Genomic DNA, 18,929 nt, shown 5'->3' on the forward strand with positions numbered 1-18,929 from the left:
TGCATTCCCCTGTGGGAGCGGGCTTGCTCGCGAAAGCGTCAACTCGGTCTCAGAGCTTTGCGCGCAAGCCGAAGCGCCTCATCAACGTCGATTCCAGCAATCCTTTCGGCAACAACGTCGCCAGCAACGGCAACGCCCGGCTGCCATTGCCGATGCGGATCAGCCGTGGCGGTTTGCTCTGCTGCACAGCCTTGAGCAACTCAGCGGCAAACTCGCTGGCCGGCGTCGGTTTGTCCTGGGAGGCCTTGGCCCGTGCCCGGATGCCTTCGCGCAACGGAAACCACGGCGATTGTTCGTTGATCAATTGCTCGGCCTCATGTCCGGCATTCTTGGCGAAGCTCGATTGAATCGCCCCCGGCTGCACTTCCATCACCCGAATGCCGAACGGCGCCAACTCCATGCGCAATGCATCGCTTAGCGCATGCACCGCCGCTTTCGACGCGCAATACGCACCAGCGAACGGCGTGACCAGCACCCCGGAAACGCTGCCGATATTCACCACCAATCCCTTCGCCCGGCGCAGCACCGGGAACAGCGCACGGGTCACGCCGACAATCGAAAACACGTTGGTTTCGAACTGGCGCTGCATGGCCGGAACACCGCCGTCGAGCAGCGGCCCCATGGCGCCGTAACCGGCATTGTTGATCAGCACATCGAGGCCGCCGTGTTGCTGATTGATCCGCTCGGCGAGTTGTTCCAGCGCCGTGTTGTCATTGACGTCGAGTTGCACCGCCGTGAACCCGGCAGCACCAAGTGCCGCGACATCTTCAGCCTTGCGCGCACTGGCCCAGACCTCGAAGCCGGCTCCTTTGAAGACATCGGCGAGCGCGCGGCCGATGCCGCTGGAACAACCGGTAATCAACGCAACGGGCATGGCGCATTCCTTGTGCAAAAGAGTGAAAGAGGGGATCAGTCGGAGAAACTACCCTGCAATCGCTCGGCGCGAAACTCCAGGGTTTGCGGGCGATAACCGGGACGCAGCGGCGGCAGCGGCAGGCAATCTTCCCAGTTGCCGCCGGCCTGCAATTCGCCGGGGCCGCGATAGCGCGGGGCGGCGTATTGATTGTCGGCCAGATTCACAGTGTCGCCCGGCGCGTACGCCGCAATGCGCCAGCGCAGTTCGGTCAGCGGCACGTCGTTGCCGTTGTTCATCTTCAATTGCAACGGCCGATCCGCCGGGCACTGCCCAGGGGCATACGTGATGCGCAACTCGAGGCGAGCCAGTTGCTTGACCTCGCGGTTGTCCAGCCACACCACCCACATCGCCACCAGCCCCAGGCCGACGGCGGCAGCCATGGACACCGGCAAGGCCTTGGCCGGGTAGCGCAACAGCAGGATCAGCCAGGTGATGACCAGCAAGACGCCGATGAACATGTCGCGAAACCTCGTGGGCAGGGAAGGTTCATCCTACCTAAGCCTGGATGAGGTTGGCGAAAAAAAAAGCCCCCGCCCAATCCACTGCGGATAGGGGACGCAGCGGGCTGGACGGGGGCTTCTTGTTTTACGGAACGCTTACTGCGCGATGGTTTTCACCGACACGCCGCGTTCGATCGGGGTCGAGCGACCGTAAATATCTTCGAAGCGCTCGATATCGTCTTCGCCCAGGTACGAACCCGACTGCACTTCGATGATTTCCAGCGGGATCTTGCCCGGGTTGCGCAGGCGATGGACCGAGGCGATCGGGATGTAGGTCGACTGGTTTTCAGTGAGCAGAAACACGTTCTCATCGCAGGTCACTTCGGCGGTGCCGCTGACCACGATCCAGTGTTCGGCGCGATGATGGTGCATTTGCAGCGACAGACACGCGCCCGGTTTGACCGAGATGTGCTTGACCTGGAAGCGCCCGCCCATGTCCACCGAGTCGTAGGAGCCCCACGGACGGTAGACCTCGCAGTGGTTCTGGGTTTCGCTGCGGCCTTGCGCGTTGAGGGTGTTGACCATCTGCTTGACGCCCTGAACCTTGTCCTTGTGAGCGATCATCATGGCGTCCTTGGTTTCGACCACCACGATGTTTTCCAGACCGATCACCGACACCAGTTTGCCGTTGCCGTGGATCATGCAGTTCTTGCTGTCCTGGATGACCACGTCGCCCTTGCTGACGTTGCCGTTGGCGTCCTTCTCGTTGACTTCCCACAGCGACGACCAGCAGCCGACATCGCTCCAGCCCGCCGACAGTGGCACCACACAGGCGCGCTGGGTTTTTTCCATCACGGAGTAGTCGATGGAGTTGTCCGGGCAGCAGGCGAAGGTGGCTTCGTCCAGTGTGACGGTGTCGGCATCCTGCTGGCTGCGCTCGAGGGTCAGCAGGCAGGTGTCATAGATGTCCGGATCGTGCTTTTTCAGCTCTTCGAGGAAGCGGCTGGCGCGGAACAGGAACATGCCGCTGTTCCAGTAGTAGCCGCCGGACTCGACGTACTCGGTGGCGCGTTTGACGTCGGGTTTTTCCACAAAGTGCGAGACGCGGCTCACGCCTTCCGGCAGCAGCGAATCGGCTGTGGACTTGATGTAGCCGTAACCGGTTTCCGGTTTGGTCGCCGGTACGCCGAACAGCACCATTTCGCCGTTTTCGGCGGCGACGGTGGCCAGGGCCAGAGCGCGTTGCAGGGCTTTCTGATCTTCCAGAACATGGTCGGCCGGCAGCACCAGCATCAGTTCGTCGCGACCTTCATTGACCAGCATCATCGCGGTCAGCGCCACAGCCGGAGCGGTGTTACGACCGAAGGGTTCCATCAGGATGCGCTGGCATTCCAGATTGCGGTTGGCCAGCTGCTCGTTGACGATGAAGCGGTGATCCTTGTTGCAGACCACGATCGGGGTGTCCATGCCTTCGAACACCAGACGCTCGAGGGTTTGCTGGAACAGCGTGTGTTCGCCGGTCAGGGCGAGGAACTGCTTGGGAAACTGTTTGCGCGAAAGCGGCCAAAGACGTGAACCGCTACCACCTGACAAGATCACCGGAATCATATTGTTTACTCCATAAAATCGATTGGGTTAGAGCCACGAGCCTGTGTCGTTTCACTCTTGTTTTTGTCTCGTATCCGACCTGACAACCCGGTCAAGGGTGGGAGGGGGCTTGCTCCCGAAGGCGGTACATCAGTCGACACATCTGTTGAATGTCGGACCGCTTTCGCGAGCAAGCCCGCTCCCACAGGGGGGACTGCGTCAGTTCAGGAAAATTTGTTAGCGAGTCGACACCGGGCGTTTCACCCAGACTGGCGACAGGTTGCTGCCGTTGCCGGTGACATACAGCACTGCTGCTTCACCGCGCTCCAGGGCGACCGGTTTCACGTCGCCGACTTTCTTGTCGCCTTCGTACAGCGCGAGGCTGACTTTCACCGGGTTGATTTCACGCTCGCCACGGCCCTTGGCGGCGACGTTCGGCACCACGTCGGTCTTGCCGTCGGCGGTCTTCAGGGTCAGCGGCTTGTCGCTGAGGTTCTGCACGCGCACCAGGGATTTCTGCTTGTTCTTGAACGGTGGTTCTTCGATCAGTTGCGGCGCGCCGGAAGCGTTGTTGACCAGGGTGTAGTAGTGGTCACCGGCGAGTTTCACCGGCAGGGTCTGGCTGCCGACCTTGGCGCTGTAGTCACCGCCCGGCATGAAGCTGAAGTCGCTGCTGGCCAGTGGCGCGACGTCGCTCAGGTTGGTGCTGCCGACAGTGGCGCTGACTTCAGCGTTGCTGGCGTTGTAGACCCGCACGAAGGTCGAGCCTTTCGGTGCAGTCGGGCCGTACAGCGCAGCGTCGCCACCGGCGAAGGCCTGGACCGACAGCACGCTCAGACCAGCGACCAGAGCGAAGCGTTTGGCGAGACGACGAGGAGTTGTAGTGAAAGTCATGGTGTACCTCTCTTTCAGTTTTGCGCCCGATCGGGCGTCTCGGATTTAGTGTTTACAGCTACGTTTTGTTGGCGTGCGCCGGCTTGTTTAAGCTCTGCGACCCACTGCGGGTCGGCGTCGCCGATTTCGTTGTCCACAGGCAGATATCGTTCAGGAAACTCCCAGATCAGCACCTGCGGCGGGCTGTTCTTGAAGTCATCGCTTTTCAGGTAGCTGAGCATCGGCAGGATCGGGCCGTGGCCGTCCTCGGCGTAGTTGACGACGTCGCTGTGCAGCGCTTGCTTGAGCGCACCGACGAAGTTCCAGTTGGGGTTGGCGCTGTAGCTGGTGCCGATCAGCGCGACCGGCACTTCGCTGTTGGCGAACAGGGCGTCGTCACCGGCAGGCTGCTCGGTGGCGGCCACGGTGTTGCGCTTTTGCAGCGGCTCTTTGGCCGGCATCAGGTTCTCGAACAGCGGATCCAGCGGCAGGAACAGACGCAGGTCGCCCTTGTGCGTGACCTTTTCGGCGGGCGTGGTGACGAAGCGCTGCGGCTCGCCGCTGAGCGGGAACTTGTCGGCGATGGTTTTGGCCAGGGTGTTGGCGGCGATTTCCGCGCCTTCCGGGGTCCAGTGGGTGTCGGTGCGCAGGAACACTTGCTGACCGTTCTGCTTGGCCTTTTGCAGCGGGCCAAGCAGGTCGGGAGCGAGGATCTTGTCGGCCGCGACTCGGGCATGGAAGTCCTGATAGAGGTTGGCGTGGATGCTCGCCGGTTTCACTTCACCCAAGTGTTCCGGGTACAGGCGAACCTTGGCCGGCACGATCGCCATCACCAGTTTCACGCCTTTCTCTTTCAGGGTCTGGCGCACGCCTTCGACCAGCGCGTAGTTGCCTTGCAGGTTCAGTTCTTCGTTGACGATAGGGTTGAATTCCTCATCGCTGTACAACCATTGATCGCGCCCGAGCACCACGCCCGGGCGACCTTCGTTGAACAGTTTGAAATCCAGCGCGGCCCAGAGGTTGGTGCCCAGGCGCTTGATCGGGAATTCATCGTCGTAGTGAGTTTCCACGGCTTTGGTCCAGCGGCCGTTGAGCACTGTCGCATCGGCGTTGGTGCTGAAGCCGAAGAAGCTGCGCACCGACCACAGACCAAGCACCAGCAAGGTCACCAGAAACAGCGCGATGTAGAAGATGCGTAATGAGCGGGTCATGTCAGATCCCTCAGAACTGGAAGTAAAGGAACGGCGAGAAGCTTTGCGCCGAGAGTTTGAGAATCGAGGCGATGAACAGCAGCAGGATCAGCCCGCGCATCACGTAGCGCGGCCAGTCCGCCGCCCAGAACGCCGGTTGCACCTGGGCGTCGACGCCGACGGTGTAGCCAGGTTCGTGGATGCTCGCCGGGTTTTCGCCGGGAACCGCCTTGATCAGGCCCGGTTGCGCACCGGCAGGGCCGTCGCTTTCGACGTTCACCGCAGGTTTGGTCTTGACCGGAGGCTTGCTTGTGTACAGATCACGCAGGCCGAAGAACGCCAGGGTCACGTAAGCCACCACAAGAGTCGCCACTTGCAGGCCGGTGAGGCTGGCCTGGTTGAGTTCCGACAGCGACCAGTCGCCGAAGCTGAACATCGCGCCGTACATGCGGCCGGCGACGTGCAGGTTCTCGGCGCGGAAGATCACCCAGCCCATGACCACCAGCAGGAACGTCAGCGCCCAGCGGATCGGGTTAAGGCTGCGCGGCGAGGTGTTGAGGCCGAGCATTTTCTCGATCGCCAGCCACATGCCGTGCCACGCGCCCCAGACGATGTAGGTGATGTTCGCGCCGTGCCACAGACCACCGAGCAGCATGGTCAGGAACAGGTTGCGATAGGTCATCAGCGTGCCCTTACGGTTACCGCCGAGGGTGATGTAGAGGTAGTCGCGCAGCCAGGTCGACAGGCTGATGTGCCAGCGGCGCCAGAACTCGGTAATCGACTGGCTGATGTACGGCTGCTTGAAGTTTTCCATGAAGCGGAAACCCATCATCAAGCCCAGGCCGATGGCCATGTCGCTGTAACCGGAGAAGTCGAAATACAGCTGCGCGGTGTAGGCGAGTGCGCCGAGCCAGGCATCGCCCGTGGTCGGGTTTTGCAGGGCGAAGCAATGGTCGGCGACCACGGCGAGGGTGTCGGCGATGAATACCTTCTTGATGAAACCCTGCATGAACCGCGTGCAGCCCTCGGAGAACTTGTCGAGGGTGTGGGTGCGGTTGTTGAACTGGTCGGCCAGGTCACGGAAACGCAACACGGGGCCGGCAATCAGGTGCGGGAAGATCGCCACGAACGCTGCGAAGTCGATCAGGTTGCGGGTGGCCGGAGTGTCGCCGCGATAGACGTCGATGATGTAGCTGATCGACTCGAAGATGTAGAACGAGATACCGATCGGCAGCAGCACGTGGGTCAGGATGAACGGCTCGAGACCCACCGACGTCATCATCGCGTTGATGCTCTCGACGCCGAAGTTGGCGTACTTGAAGTAGCCGAGGATGCACAGGTCCACCGCCACGCCGAGCAACAGCCAGCGCTGGGCCGGTTTGGTGCGCACGCCGGCGGCGCCGACTTTCAGGCCGATCCAGTAGTTCCACAGGGTGACGCCGGCGAACAGCGCCAGGAAGTCCACCCGCCACCACGCGTAGAACACGTAGCTGGCGATCAGCAGCAGCAGGTTGCGATAGCGTTGCCCGCTCAGGTAGTACAAGCCGAGAAAGATCGGCAAGAACAGAAACAGGAACACGTTGGATGAAAATACCATCCCGATCTCTCCATGTTTGAACCAACAGTCAAGGGCCAAAGCCCCCCCAAACCCCCCGTGGTGTTGGAGGGGTGATGCGTGTTTCTTTCAGGGTTGCGGAAGGCCTTGAAATCTTTCCCTCACCCCCCGCCCTCTCCCGGAGGGAGAGGGAGCCTGATCTCGGTTGTTGCCAAAATTGAGATCGGCTCGGAATTACATTTCGCAGCTAGCGGAGCCGGATCTCGGCCTTTTCCAAAGCCTGAGAACGACTCGGTATTTCAGGTCGGCGGATTTCGCAAAGCCCCCCGGTCAGTCCCCTCTCCCTCCGGGAGAGGGTTAGGGTGAGGGGCTTTTGACTTTGGCCGCTCAAGAACCCTTGTTGCCTTTCTCGTGGGACGGGTCGTAGACCTTGGTCAAATCCCCACCGAGGCGAAACGTCTTGAACGGCTGCATCCCATGCTTCTTCTCGATCACATCCGGCGAACAGGTGTAGAGCGTGCAAAACGGCTCAAGCCAGGCGAATTTCATGTCCTCTTTCAGATCGGTCATGTCCTGTTCCTTGCCGTTCTTCTTCTCGAACTGCTCCGGGTCTTTCACCCCGGCCAGCACCCGGTCACCCAGACGTTTCAGCGCACCGTTGTTTTCCTGACGCAGATCGACACCGTTGACCTGGGCAAAACTGGCGATCATCGCCAACGGCGGCAGGGCGTAGTTGTGATAGGCGAGGGCGCGTTGCTGGCGCTTGAGTTCGTTCGGCAAATAACCGTCGGCATCGATCTGATTGGCGCCGACCTTGTATTCCTTGACCGCCCAATCGAACAGGTCGCGACGGTTGGTGGCGATCGACGTCGCCATCACCGACCAGGCGGCCCAGTACGAGTGGTTGTTGGTTTTTTCCAGCGGCAGGTTGTCCCAGTCGCTGACCACTTGATCGGCCATCTTGCTGAACCACGCTTCGATCACCTGCGCTTCCTGCTGGTGCTGGGCCAGCGGATGGGAGTCGGAGAACTTCAGGCGAATATACGAAGACGCCATGCTGCCCAGCGCCCATTTGCGCATCGACTTGCCGGTGTGGTTGAAGTCTTTCGACATCAACGCATCGGCCTTGGCCCACGCGGTTAACCAATTCAGCGTGCAATCGAGCTGCTCCGGACGACCGTCGCGCATGAACTGCATCACTCGTTTGGCGGTGCCGCGTTCCAGCGTGGTGATGTCTTTGGTGGTGTCGCGGAAAGCTTTTTCCGACTGCACGTTCAGCGTCGCGCGGGCCTTGTCCGAGCCTTCGTATTTGCTGCGAAATTGCAGCGGCCCGGTATAGGGTGCCGGCATCGCATCGCAGCCTTCGCTCTTGTCGCCGGTCTTGAATTTATCCACAGGCGCAAAGTAACCCTGAGGAGGACGCAGCGGCGCGGCGGCCTGAGTGGCCCCGGCGAACATCGCCAGGCTCAGCAGCGTCGGTGCCAACAGATTTTTGAATTTCGGATTTCGCATGGCAGACCTCATTGCCCGACCTGAGCGGTTTGTTGCCCAGCGCCCGGGAATACGTTGCGTTTGCAGATTTTCGCTTCGACTTTCTGTGGCGTGGTGCCCGCATCCGGGCCCTGGACTTCGACCGCCAGCAGGTTTTGCGAGGCCCAGTCTTCGTCCGTGCGCAACTCAAAGGCGAAACGACCGTCGGTGTCGGAGGTTTCCGGTTTCTCGATCTTGATGTCCTCGTGGCGACCGTTCATGTACCAGAGGGTGGCTTGCAGTTTTTTCACCGAGGTGTCGGCGAAGCGGATGTCGACCTGATGCCCGCTGTTCTGCAGGTTCAGGTTCTTGCTGTTGACCAGCAGTTCCTGTTTGCCGCCGGGCTTGAGTGTGGTGCTGGCGGACATCTGGGTTTCCTTGCCTTCGCAGCCGTTGTCCAGCAACGCCATCATCTGGCGGTAGATGGTTTCCTGGTCGAGGCGGTACAGCGGCGAGAATTCCCAGATAAGAATCTTCGGCGGGGTTTTCTGGAATTCGTCGCTGCCCAGGTACTGCAACATCGAACCTTCCAGACCGCCGCCGGGGAAGGCGACGTTGAGAATGTCGGCGCCGATGGCTTCTTCAAGGAACCCGGCGAAGTTGTAGTTCTTGCCGCTGTGCGAAGTACCCACGAGGGTGATCTGCGGATTGCCGGAGTCACCGAACAGATCGCCGTCGCCAGCCTCGCCCTTCGGTTCGGTGGTGAACTGGTCCATGTACTGGATCGCGTAACTGGTGCCACACAGTTGCCCGGCCATGTTGTGCAGGGTGCCGGTCTTGCCCATGCGCCCGGAACGTTTGGTCTCGAACTCACGCTTGGGAACGTCGGCGAAGGCCGGGATCTGCTTGACCTTCTCGGCGACGATTTTCGCTGTGCGCTGGGCACCGTACGGCGTCCAGTGCTGGTCGCCACGGAAGTAGAAATCGTGGGCGGGCAGGGTGTCCGGCAGCGACTCGTTGGTCAGCGGCGACAGGTCCGGCACCACGTAACCCATCTGCGCGAAACGGCCGAGCATGGTCTTGTAGTTGCCCAGCGCTTTCTCGTAATCGAACGCGGCTTTTTCCGCCGGATTGAGCTTGTTGCGGTTCACCAGACCTCGGGTCGGCTGGTAGACGATCACCAGTTCGACGCCTTTGGCCTTGAACGCATCGTGCAACTGTTGCAGGCGTTTGTAGCCGGCCGGGGTGGTGTTGAACTCGGTGCGCAGATCTTCCTGGGTCCGGAACAGCCAGTCGCCCTGCGCCTGCACCAGGGTGGTGAAGTTCTGCTGGTAGCGGGTGGTGTAGTTCTTCGCGTCGTGGGCGGCGGGGCACAGATTGCAGCACGGTTCGGCGCTGAACTTCGGCGGCGTGGCGCCAGTCGCTTCATCGGCGCGAGCGCCATTGCTGGCCGCCAGAATGCACACGGTCAGGGCCGACAGGCTGAGTAATTTGATCAGGTGTGGGTGCATAAAATTGTCCTCAGTCCCGCAGTTCGGTCTGGCGTTCGACAGGGTCGATCAGCACGGCTTTCTGCTGGCGCACCAGCAGGTCGAGAATTTCATCCTGGCGTTCGCCGAGGATGCCGTTGAAGCTGATGCCGCTGGATTTGGTCGGCGCCAGCATCGACACGCGATACAGCTCGACGCTCAGCGGCGAGTCGATGGCCATCGGGCCGCTGCCGTTGGCTGCCAGTTCGCCGCCTACCACGATCAGCGAAACCTGGGCGTCGAACGGGTCGAGCTTTATGTCGCGGTCGGTGTCGGTCAGGTCCTTGATGTGGCCGTAGACGCCGGTCAAACCGTTGGCCATGGCGACGTTTTCGTAGAGGCGGATGTTCACGCTGTTACGAATGCGGATGCCGTGGCGCTTGTTGCTGATGACCTTGTTGCCCCACAGCAGGTTGTCGGCGGACTCGTAGAGCGTGATGCCGTCGGTGTGGTTCTTGTAGATCTCGTTGTAGGCGATGATGTTGTTCACACTGTTACGGTCGATCACCAGCCCCGAGAGGTGGTTGTCGAAACTTTTGTTGTTGAAGATGAAGCTGTCGTTCACCTCACGGGAAATGATGATCCCGTGCTTCTTCTTCGTACCGTGGACGGTGTTCTCGGCAATGATCAGACCGTGGGAACGGTCGTGGGGGTCAATGCCGTAGACGATGTTGTCCTTGTAGGTGTTGCCCTTGACTACGAAGTCGCGGGTCTCATAGCAGTAGAAGCCGTACCACATGTCCGAGAACTCGGAGCCGACGATCCAGCCCGTCGGCTCGGGACGCTTGAGCACCTTGGCCATGTTCGGCGTGTACTGGGAAATACTCACCCCGTACGACTTACTGTTGGCGTAGCCAAAGCTGGCCATCTTGCTGTTGACGATGTAGGTCTCGGTGCCGCCCCAGGCCAGCAGGAACGGACGGAATTCCTTCGGCGAACGGAACGTCGCCGGGCCGTTTTCCTTCTCGCGCCAGCCGGTGACCTTGGTGTCACGCACGAACAACTGGCCGTCGTTGACCAGGAACGAACCGGCCTCCTGGGACAGACGCAATTCCTGGGTCTGGCCGTCGATTTCGAGGATGCCTTTGCGGCCAACGACGATCGGCAACTTCGCCAGATAGACGCCCGGCGAGGTTTCGCTGAAGTACTGTTTTGGCAGCTTCTGCGCCAGCTCCTTCAGGTTCATGTAGCCGTCGTCGACGAAGATCGCCTGCGGGATGCCGTGCTGGCGCACTACCCATTCGGCCATCTTGTTGTCGCCGCCGATGAAGTCCTTCAGGGCGTCTTCCTGCATCATCCGGCGCACGCTGATCTTGCCCGGTTTGCTGCGCACGATTTTCGCGGCGGCGGCTTCGGCGGTGTAGCCGGAGAGGTCGGGCAGTTTCGGCTTGGCCAGTTCCAGCGCCTCGGTCGGTGCGCTGCTGACGGTGTAGGTCTTGGCTTGTTGCAGCTCTTTGGCGGTGGTCACAGGCTTGGCCGGTTCCACCGTGGCGAACGCGCCAGCAGAGGCCAGCAGCATGGCGCCGGCCAACAGGCTGAGCGAGCCTTTCCTTGCATGGTGCATGTCGGGCACTCCCTTGGCGGTCAGCATCAGAAGCGCCAGATCACGTCGATGAACGCGCGGTGCATGTACGAATCGACCTGGCTGCCATAGGCGTCACCCGGTTTGAACACGCCGCCACGGAAACGCACCAGCGCCGCTGGCTCGTCGATCGACTGGCTCAGGGCCGCCGGCAGCAGGCCTTGCTTGAAGTACTTGGTGACCACCAGATCCATTTCCTGGCCGAGGTCTTTTTTGCCATCGTCCAGAGGCAGGGAGGTGCTGGAGAGGATCGCGCCGGTGACGTCGTCGGTGTTGTTTTCCACGGCGTTGATGCCATTGCTGCCCACCGGCTTGTTGCCGTCCACGCGCCAGAACTTGTGGTAGATCAGGCTGGCGTCGTACTGGTCGTTGAGCATCCACGAACCGAACAGGGTGGCGGTCTGCATGTTGTTCATTTCGCCACGGAAGGCCTCGCCGAAACGGTGAACCCGCGAGCGAGTACCGGTGTAGTTCGAGCGGTTGCTTTCCAGGCCGTTCTGTTCGTAATCGGCGCTGGCACGGGCATACGCCGCACCGACCTGCCACTGCGGATCGAGACGCAGACGCACACCGATGTCGGTGGCCCAGCCGTCGACGTTGTCGCTGCGCTTGGCTTGCGCCGGACGAGTGCCATCGGCGTTGAGGGCGTTGACCGTGTCGCGGTCGCCGCTCATGCCGGTGATGCTGCCCCAGTAGTTGACGGTGTTGGTGTTGCGCCAGTTGTAGGCGTCGCTGTCAGCGGTCAGGCCGAGCCAGCTGATGTCGCCGTTCTGGGTTTTATCCAGCGAATCACGTGGTACGCCGGGTTCGGCGTAGTCGAGCTTGCCGTCGTCATGGGTGTGGTGGCCGCGAATGCCGACCCAGTTGCCCGGTGTCCACTGATAAGCGGCATCGGCGTAGGCGTGCAGGCGATCCTTGTCTTTCGGCGCCAGCTCTTTCAAGTCGGTGCGGTATTCGCTGAAGCGTTCGGCGATACCGGCGTTGGCGCGCAGCAGGGTGGTGTCGAAGGTCCAGTTCAGCGCTTCGATGTTGGTGTCGCGCCACTGGCCGTCGTCGTTGCGCAGGCGCTGGCGACCGAACTTGAGGATCTCGCCGGGGTAGGGCGTCAGACCGCTGTATCCGACCCAGAACTCGCGCATCGCCAGGTAGTTTTTCTTGGTCTTGCGGTCGCCGTTGTCGGTGGTTTGTTCACCGTCGGACTGTTGCAGGGTGTCGGTCTCGATGATGTCGGTCGAGGTCACGGCCTGGCCCATGGCGTAGGCGCTCCACGCGCCGCTTTCGCCGTAGACCCATGGACGCAGATCGAGGCCGAGGCCGTTGACGTCGCCGCCCGGGGCGGTGCCGAGGTCGCGGTCGTCTTCGGACTGGCCGGTGATCTTCACTTCGAGGCCGAAGTTCTTGGTTTCAGTCATCGCGGCCAGTGTCGGGCAAGACCAGATCAGCGCGAACGAAAGGCCAATGCCGGCCTTCACGAATGGATTCAACTTCATAATTTTTCCTCGCCGTCTTCTTCTTGCAGGGCGTGCAGTTGCATTGCGTTCGGGTTCAGGGCGCCACGGCTGGCCTGTTCCTGTTGCAACAGACGCTGGGCTTCGGCCAGGCGCTCGGGCGGCAATTGCGCCGCGAGCGTGGTTGCCAGCTCGTCGGCTTGCGGGGTGTTTTGTACCTTGGCCAATTGGCTGAACACGTAGGCGTTGAGCGGATCGGGTTTGGTGCCCTTGCCTTGGGAAAACAGCTGGGCGATAGCGAAGTCGGCGCTGTTCTGGCCGTTGCGCGCAGCGGTCAGCAGATGGTCGAGGGCCTTCTGCGGATAGACCTTGCCCAGGTAGCCACGGCGGTAGATCTGGCCGAGGTAGTAGTCGGCGGCGACTTCGCGGCCGATGGCTTTCTGGAAATGTTCCTCGGCGACTTTCGCATCGGCCGGCACCAGTTTGCCTTCGTAGTAGAGCTTGCCCAGCAACAGCTCGGCGCGCGGTTGGTCGGCGGCACGGCCGTTGTCCAGGTACTGCATCATCTGATCGACATCGCCGAGTTCCGGAAAGTCGTAGAGCAATTGCGCCAGCGTCACCCACGACGCCGGGTAGCCTGGAGCGATCGGCTCAAGCAGCGACTGCGCGGTTTTTTCGTCGGTCTTGCCGAGGGTCGAATCGGCAAGCACGCGGGCGACGGAGTCCACGCGCTGGGCGCTGACGCTGCCACGGCTGTGAGCGGCCTGCATCTGCTTGATCAGCTCGGCTTGCCGGTCTGGCTGCGCACGTTTTTGATAGACCGTGGCCAGTTCGACGTAGCAGATGTCGGTGGTGTTGAGCGCGGCCTTGCAGATTTTTTCCACGTCATCCAGATGCTGGTCGTAAGTACCCTGGGTGCGATACAGCAGCACCTGCGCCAGGCCGGCTTCCGGGTAACCGGATTTGCGCCACTGGTCGATCTGCTGCTGGGCGTTGATGTTCGGGAAACTGTGCGGGTATTGCAGGTACAGCATCGCCAGCGGGATCAGCGTATTGCCTTCGCCATGGGCGGCGGCTTTCTTCAGCAGGGTTTCGGCTTCGTGATGCTCGGCTTCGGTGGAGCCGGGCTTGGCCACCAGCAAGCGACCGAGACGGGCCTGGGCACGCGGCGACACATCGGCGGCTGCGCGATAGGTCGCCTCGGCCTGTTTGATCTGCTCAGGGTCGCGGCTGTCGACCTGGATGTCGGCGAGACCCACCTGGGCTTCGCTGTAACCCAAGTCGGCCAGCGCACGGTAGTTCTGCGCGGCAGTCGCGGTGTCGCCGCGCTTCAGCGCTTCGTTGGCCAGACGCTGGTCGGGCAGGCCGGCGCAACCGGCCAGACTGACTGCCAATGCAACTGCACACAGAGGACCCATGTGGGAGCGGGCTTGCTCGCGAAGGCGGTGTGTCAGCCCACACTGATTCTGAATGTTGAACCGCATTCGCGAGCAAGCCCGCTCCCACAAGGGCTGCGGCGTGTTCAAAGGAGTAGGAATCGTCACAGGCATGTCCTCGACTTAAAGACCGGCAGCCATGGCTTTGTCGATCAGCCAGTTCAGGTTCGGGCCACGGTCGCTGTTCACTTCCACCGGGCGGCCGGCGAAGCTGCTGTCGAGCGGCTCGTCAGGCTGGATCTGCACGCGGATGTCGGAAGACAGGTCGGCGCTTTTCAGGCTGGTGCTGCTGACGATCTTGCCGGTGCGGGTCTGGTCTTCGCCGGCGATCTGGAAGCTCACTGGAGTACCCGGGCGCACGTCGCCGAACTGGCGATAGGAGAAGCGTGCATCGACGGTGGCCTGGGTATTGCGCGGTACGAGGGTGAAGATCACGTCGCCCTTGCTGGCGTATTGACCGTCCGCCACCAGTTGCTGGGCCACGGTGCAATCGCATGGTGAGGTGAGGGTGCCGGTCATTTGCTTGCCGAACAGTTCTTCAACCTTGGCCGGTTGCAACTGATCTTCATCCAGATGGCCCTTGAGCACGTCGAGCATGCTGGTGCTGAAAGTCGCCAGCGGTGCACCTTTGGCGGCGACGCCGTCGGACTTCACCAGGCTCTGCACGGTGCCGTCGCGTGGCATGGTGATGTTCATGCCCGGCACGCTGACCAGACCGGCCTGGGCGTGGCTGACGAAGTACATGCTGTACACCGATTTGAAAATGAATCCCGCCGCCACAAGGCCGATCGCGAAGATACCGGCGCTGAAGGTCACCGCTTTCAAACGACCGAACGGGGTCATGCCGTGGCCGCCGTCCTTGACCTTGCGCGCCTTGGTGAAGTTGTCGCGTTGCAGGGTCGCCAGCACTTCGCCGATGCTGACGATGTCGCCGGCCAGGTGCGAAGTGATCAGGTGGCGCAGGGTCGAAATGTCCTGCGGTTCGAGGTTCTGGAACTGGCAACCGGCGCGGCCGGTCTGGCGGTCGTAGGAGCGCACTTGCAGTTCAACATCCATGGCGATGCCGAGGTTGTCGATGACGAATTGCAGGCGCGCCTTGCGCACCTCGCCGACGGTCAGCGGCAGTTGCCCGGCGTTGAACGCCAGGCCACCGGCGGACAGATCGATGACCCGTGCTTCGACCGGTGTCCGGTCAGGGCCGAAGAACCGCAGCTTGGCCGGGATTTTCACTCGGGCGTGCTGGCGCTGGGCTTCGGATTCATGCACTACGTTGGCGTTGACGGCGGTATTCATAGGGGCGATTTCCTTGTTAATTCAAGAGGGGCGGGTCAGACCATCATCAGCAGCACGGCGACGAAAATACTGCCGGCGGAGAAGGTCATGGTCCGAGACGACCAGGTGTTGAACCAACGTTGAAAGCTGGCGAGATCACGGGTCAGGGAAGTGGGCTGGCGAGTCCAGGATTGTTGGTCGAGGCGGAAGAACACATAGATCTTCACCAGCGCACCGACGATCTGGTTGTAATAGAGAATCACCGGGTAGGCCGGGCCGATCCGGTGACCGGAGCAGGACAGCAGCAGCGTCAGAATCAGGCGGGTGATGCCGATCCACAGCAGGTACGCGAGGATGAACGCGCCGCCGTATTTGAAGCTGGCGATGATTGCCACGGTCAGGCCCAGCAGCGAGGTCCACATCGATACGCGCTGGTCGAACAGCACCACCGAGGTGAAGGCACCGAGGCGTTTCACACCCAGGCCCAGCGCTCGCGAGTTCTGCCGCAGGTTGTTGCCGTACCAGCGGAACATCAGTTTGCGACTGGCCTTGATGAAGCTCTTTTCCGGCGGGTGTTCAACGGTGTTGATCGCGGCATCCGGCACGTAGAAGGTGTCGTAACCCAGGCGCATCAGGCTGAACCAGCTCGACTTGTCGTCGCCGGTCAGGAACTTGAAACGGCCCAGGCGCCAGTGTTGCAGCGAGTCGCTTTCGACGTCGGCGATGAAGTCCGGGTTGGTCACCACGGTGGCGCGGAATACCGACATGCGACCGGTCATGGTCAGCACGCGCTTGGACAGGGCCATCGAGCACATGTTGATGTGGCGCTGGGCGAAACGCAGCTTGTGCCACTCGCTCATGATGTAGCCGCCGCGCACTTCGCAGAATTCGTTGGTGGTCAGGCCGCCGACGTTGCCGAACAGCTGGAACCACGGCACGGTCTTGCGCACCACGCCTTCGCCGAGCACGGTGTCGCCGTCGATCACGGCGACCACGGCGCGGTCGTCCGGCAGGTGACGGGAGATCGCGCGGAAACCGAAAGCCAGACCATCGCGCTTGCCAGTGCCGGGAATGCGCACGAAGTCGAGCTTCACGCGATCTGGCGGATTCATCCGCGCCCACAGCGCCTTGACCAGCAGTTCATCGGACATTTCGACGATGGAGCAGACCACGGTGGTCGGCAGTTCGCAGTCGATGGCTTCGCGGATCACCGAGCTGTAGACCTGCGCGGTGGTCAACGCGTCGATGCGAAAACTGGTGACCATCAGAAACACATGGGACGGGTCCGCCGCTTTACCCAGCTTGCGAACCTTGCGGCGCAGGTGCGGGTAGACGATGTAGAGAAAAATCATGCCGCGCACAAAGTGCGTGGCACCCATCGAGTAGCGCCAGATACCCACGGCGCCAATCAGGAAAATGAAGTCCTTCGACTCGGAGTCGAACGTGGACGTGGGCAGCATCAGGGCCAGGCCCATCAGCAGGCTCAGAAACAAAAGCCAGCCGGCGGATTGCAGAAAAAAATGTTTGAGCTTGGACATGACCGTCATCCGAAGGTGATGGGGGCTTCAAGCCGCCGCCGATTCACGGCGTGCGGCTTGAAGCTCGAAGCGTGCTGCTGCGTTACCAGCAGATGCCTTCGGTGCGGGTGCCGGCATCGGTGGCCTTGGCCATGAAACCGACCAGGTCGATCACCTGTTTGCCATGCGGCGCTTGCTGGGCAAGGGCGCGGAACTTCTCGTCGCGGTTGCCGAGGATGATCACGTCGGAGTTGTCGATCACCGAATCGAAGTCCGCGTTGAGCAGGGACGACACATGCGGGATCTTCGACTCGATGTAGTCCTTGTTCGCGCCGTGGACACGGGCGTACTGGACGTTGCTGTCGTAGATGCTCAGGTCGTAACCCTTGCCGATCAGCATCTCCGCCAGTTCCACCAGCGGACTTTCGCGCAGGTCGTCAGTGCCGGCCTTGAAGCTCAGGCCGAGCAAGGCAACTTTGCGTTTGTCGTGGCTTTCAACGATGTCGAAGGCGTTCTGCACTTGCGATTCGTTGCTGCGCATCAGCGAGTTGAGCAACGGTGCTTCGACGTCCAGGGAGCCGGCGCGGTAGGTCAGGGCACGTACGTCTTTTGGCAGGCACGAACCGCCGAAGGCGAAGCCCGGACGCATGTAGTACTGGGACAGGTTGAGGGTCTTGTCCTGGCAGACCACGTCCATCACCTCACGGCCATCGACGCCCACCGCTTTGGCGATGTTGCCGATCTCGTTGGCGAAGGTCACTTTGGTGGCGTGCCAGACGTTGCAGGTGTACTTGATCATCTCGGCAACGGCGATGTCCTTGCGGATGATCGGTGCGTCGAGTTCTTCGTACAGCGATTGCAGGACGTCGCCCGAAGCCTTGTCGAACTCGCCGATGACGGTCATCGGTGGCAGGTCGTAGTCGGCAATTGCGGTGGACTCACGCAGGAACTCAGGGTTGACCGCCACGCCGAAATCGACACCGGCCTTCTTGCCGGAGCAGTCTTCCAGGATCGGGATCACCACGTTGGCCACGGTGCCCGGCAGCACAGTGCTGCGCACGACGATGGTGTGACGGGTGGATTTTTCACGCAGGACAAAACCGATCTCGCGGCACACCGCTTCGATGTAGTTCAGTTCCAGATCGCCGTTCTTCTTGCTCGGCGTGCCGACGCAAATCATCGACAGATCGGTGTCACGAATCGCCTCGGCGAAGTTGGTCGTACCGCGCAGACGACCGGTCTGGATACCTTGTGCCAGCAACTCGCCCAGGCCCGGTTCGACAATGGGGGATTTGCCAGCGTTGATCATGTCGATCTTTTCTTTGGCAACATCGACGCCAACCACGTCATGGCCCCGTGCAGACAGGCAACCGGCACATACTGCGCCGACGTAACCCAAACCAAATATGCTGATGCGCATCGCAATTACCTCTGTATATATCAGGCCGTTAGAGGGCCGGAGTTAATGGTGTTCAGCGGTCTTAGTGCACTCGAAAGTGTGACTTTCAGGCGCCACAATGCCGTGTGCAGGCATACTAAGTTTCGAGTGTCTAAATAAGTGCACTCAAGATGTGCGCAACCAGGCCTTGTTGTTGTGACGTGCCCTGTTATGCAGCTGATCCTCGTGTCAGAGGACTCTTGTGCAATCTCGTATTGCGCGCCCGATGTCAGGCGCAGGCCTGTAGATCGGGCGGTTGGGTGCTCTGGCGAGCACGTTTATAAGGGCGCGGCCTTGGCCTTGTAGGGGATATTGATGGTGCGTATCTCCTGTCCTTCGATAGTTGTCCAGAGTTGTTATCCATTGGGGCTAGTTGCTGTGACAACTTGGTTACATGGTTTTGATCTCTGCGTAAGTTATCTCGTACATGCTCGGCGAGAATCGTTACCGGTGGTATGAGCTATGCATTTGGACATAGTTCCAGTCCGCTGATCGCGAAATCTGAAATTTCTTGAAATATTGAGAAAGATGGCACTGCTCTCATATTGATAGCACTTTCGATTTCGCCCTTTATTGATAGGCAGATAATCGCGTTAGATGGTTTTGTGCCACTACGCTGAAAAAATTTAGGTGCCACTACTGAAAAAAATGACAACTGTCGAGTGAAAGAAAAGAT

At 60.8% G+C, this 18,929-nt stretch carries 14 protein-coding genes; all 14 read right to left on the minus strand.

Features of this window, described 5'->3' with window-relative positions:
• Positions 1-49: 49 nt before the first annotated feature.
• On the minus strand, positions 50-874 hold the full coding sequence (locus ACW9HX_RS24150; protein ID WP_457382522.1) for an SDR family oxidoreductase: 825 nt from the start codon (positions 872-874) through the stop codon (positions 50-52).
• A gap of 35 nt (positions 875-909) precedes the next feature.
• On the minus strand, positions 910-1,374 hold the full coding sequence (locus ACW9HX_RS24155) for a multidrug transporter (protein ID WP_408986680.1): 465 nt from the start codon (positions 1,372-1,374) through the stop codon (positions 910-912).
• Positions 1,375-1,512: 138 nt separating this feature from the next.
• Positions 1,513-2,964: a mannose-1-phosphate guanylyltransferase/mannose-6-phosphate isomerase gene (locus ACW9HX_RS24160; protein ID WP_457382523.1), complete on the minus strand. Its 1,452-nt coding sequence runs from the start codon at positions 2,962-2,964 to the stop codon at positions 1,513-1,515.
• 216 nt (positions 2,965-3,180) lie between these two features.
• Positions 3,181-3,837: an alginate O-acetyltransferase AlgF gene (locus tag ACW9HX_RS24165; RefSeq protein WP_085608134.1), complete on the minus strand. Its 657-nt coding sequence runs from the start codon at positions 3,835-3,837 to the stop codon at positions 3,181-3,183.
• A gap of 14 nt (positions 3,838-3,851) precedes the next feature.
• Positions 3,852-5,027, minus strand: coding sequence for an alginate O-acetyltransferase (locus ACW9HX_RS24170; protein ID WP_457382524.1), 1,176 nt, complete (start codon positions 5,025-5,027; stop codon positions 3,852-3,854).
• 10 nt (positions 5,028-5,037) lie between these two features.
• Positions 5,038-6,603, minus strand: a complete 1,566-nt coding sequence (locus tag ACW9HX_RS24175; protein ID WP_457382525.1) for an MBOAT family O-acyltransferase — start codon at positions 6,601-6,603, stop codon at positions 5,038-5,040.
• 345 nt (positions 6,604-6,948) lie between these two features.
• Positions 6,949-8,073, minus strand: a complete 1,125-nt coding sequence (locus ACW9HX_RS24180) for a mannuronate-specific alginate lyase (RefSeq protein ID WP_457382526.1) — start codon at positions 8,071-8,073, stop codon at positions 6,949-6,951.
• Positions 8,074-8,081: 8 nt separating this feature from the next.
• Positions 8,082-9,542, minus strand: a complete 1,461-nt coding sequence (locus tag ACW9HX_RS24185; RefSeq protein ID WP_457382527.1) for an alginate O-acetyltransferase — start codon at positions 9,540-9,542, stop codon at positions 8,082-8,084.
• A 10-nt stretch (positions 9,543-9,552) separates the two neighbouring features.
• Positions 9,553-11,124 carry a mannuronan 5-epimerase AlgG gene (algG, locus tag ACW9HX_RS24190; protein WP_457382528.1) on the minus strand — a complete coding sequence of 524 codons (1,572 nt, stop codon included), beginning with the start codon at positions 11,122-11,124 and terminating at the stop codon, positions 9,553-9,555.
• A gap of 26 nt (positions 11,125-11,150) precedes the next feature.
• Positions 11,151-12,632, minus strand: a complete 1,482-nt coding sequence (locus ACW9HX_RS24195; protein WP_457382529.1) for an alginate export family protein — start codon at positions 12,630-12,632, stop codon at positions 11,151-11,153.
• The gene (gene algK / locus ACW9HX_RS24200) at positions 12,629-14,134 is read right to left on the minus strand and encodes an alginate biosynthesis TPR repeat lipoprotein AlgK (protein ID WP_457382530.1); all 1,506 of its coding nucleotides are present in this window, start codon (positions 14,132-14,134) and stop codon (positions 12,629-12,631) included. The genes ACW9HX_RS24195 and algK overlap by 4 nt, the downstream gene beginning before the upstream one ends.
• Positions 14,135-14,149: 15 nt before the next feature.
• Positions 14,150-15,319 (minus strand): PilZ domain-containing protein, encoded by a 1,170-nt coding sequence (locus tag ACW9HX_RS24205; RefSeq protein ID WP_457382531.1) that lies wholly within the window; start codon positions 15,317-15,319, stop codon positions 14,150-14,152.
• Positions 15,320-15,354: 35 nt separating this feature from the next.
• Positions 15,355-16,836, minus strand: coding sequence for a mannuronan synthase (gene alg8, locus ACW9HX_RS24210; RefSeq protein ID WP_457382532.1), 1,482 nt, complete (start codon positions 16,834-16,836; stop codon positions 15,355-15,357).
• An 82-nt stretch (positions 16,837-16,918) separates the two neighbouring features.
• Positions 16,919-18,235, minus strand: coding sequence for a nucleotide sugar dehydrogenase (locus ACW9HX_RS24215; protein ID WP_457382533.1), 1,317 nt, complete (start codon positions 18,233-18,235; stop codon positions 16,919-16,921).
• Positions 18,236-18,929 lie beyond the last annotated feature (694 nt).

Source organism: Pseudomonas sp. SDO52101_S400 (genome assembly GCF_054071635.1).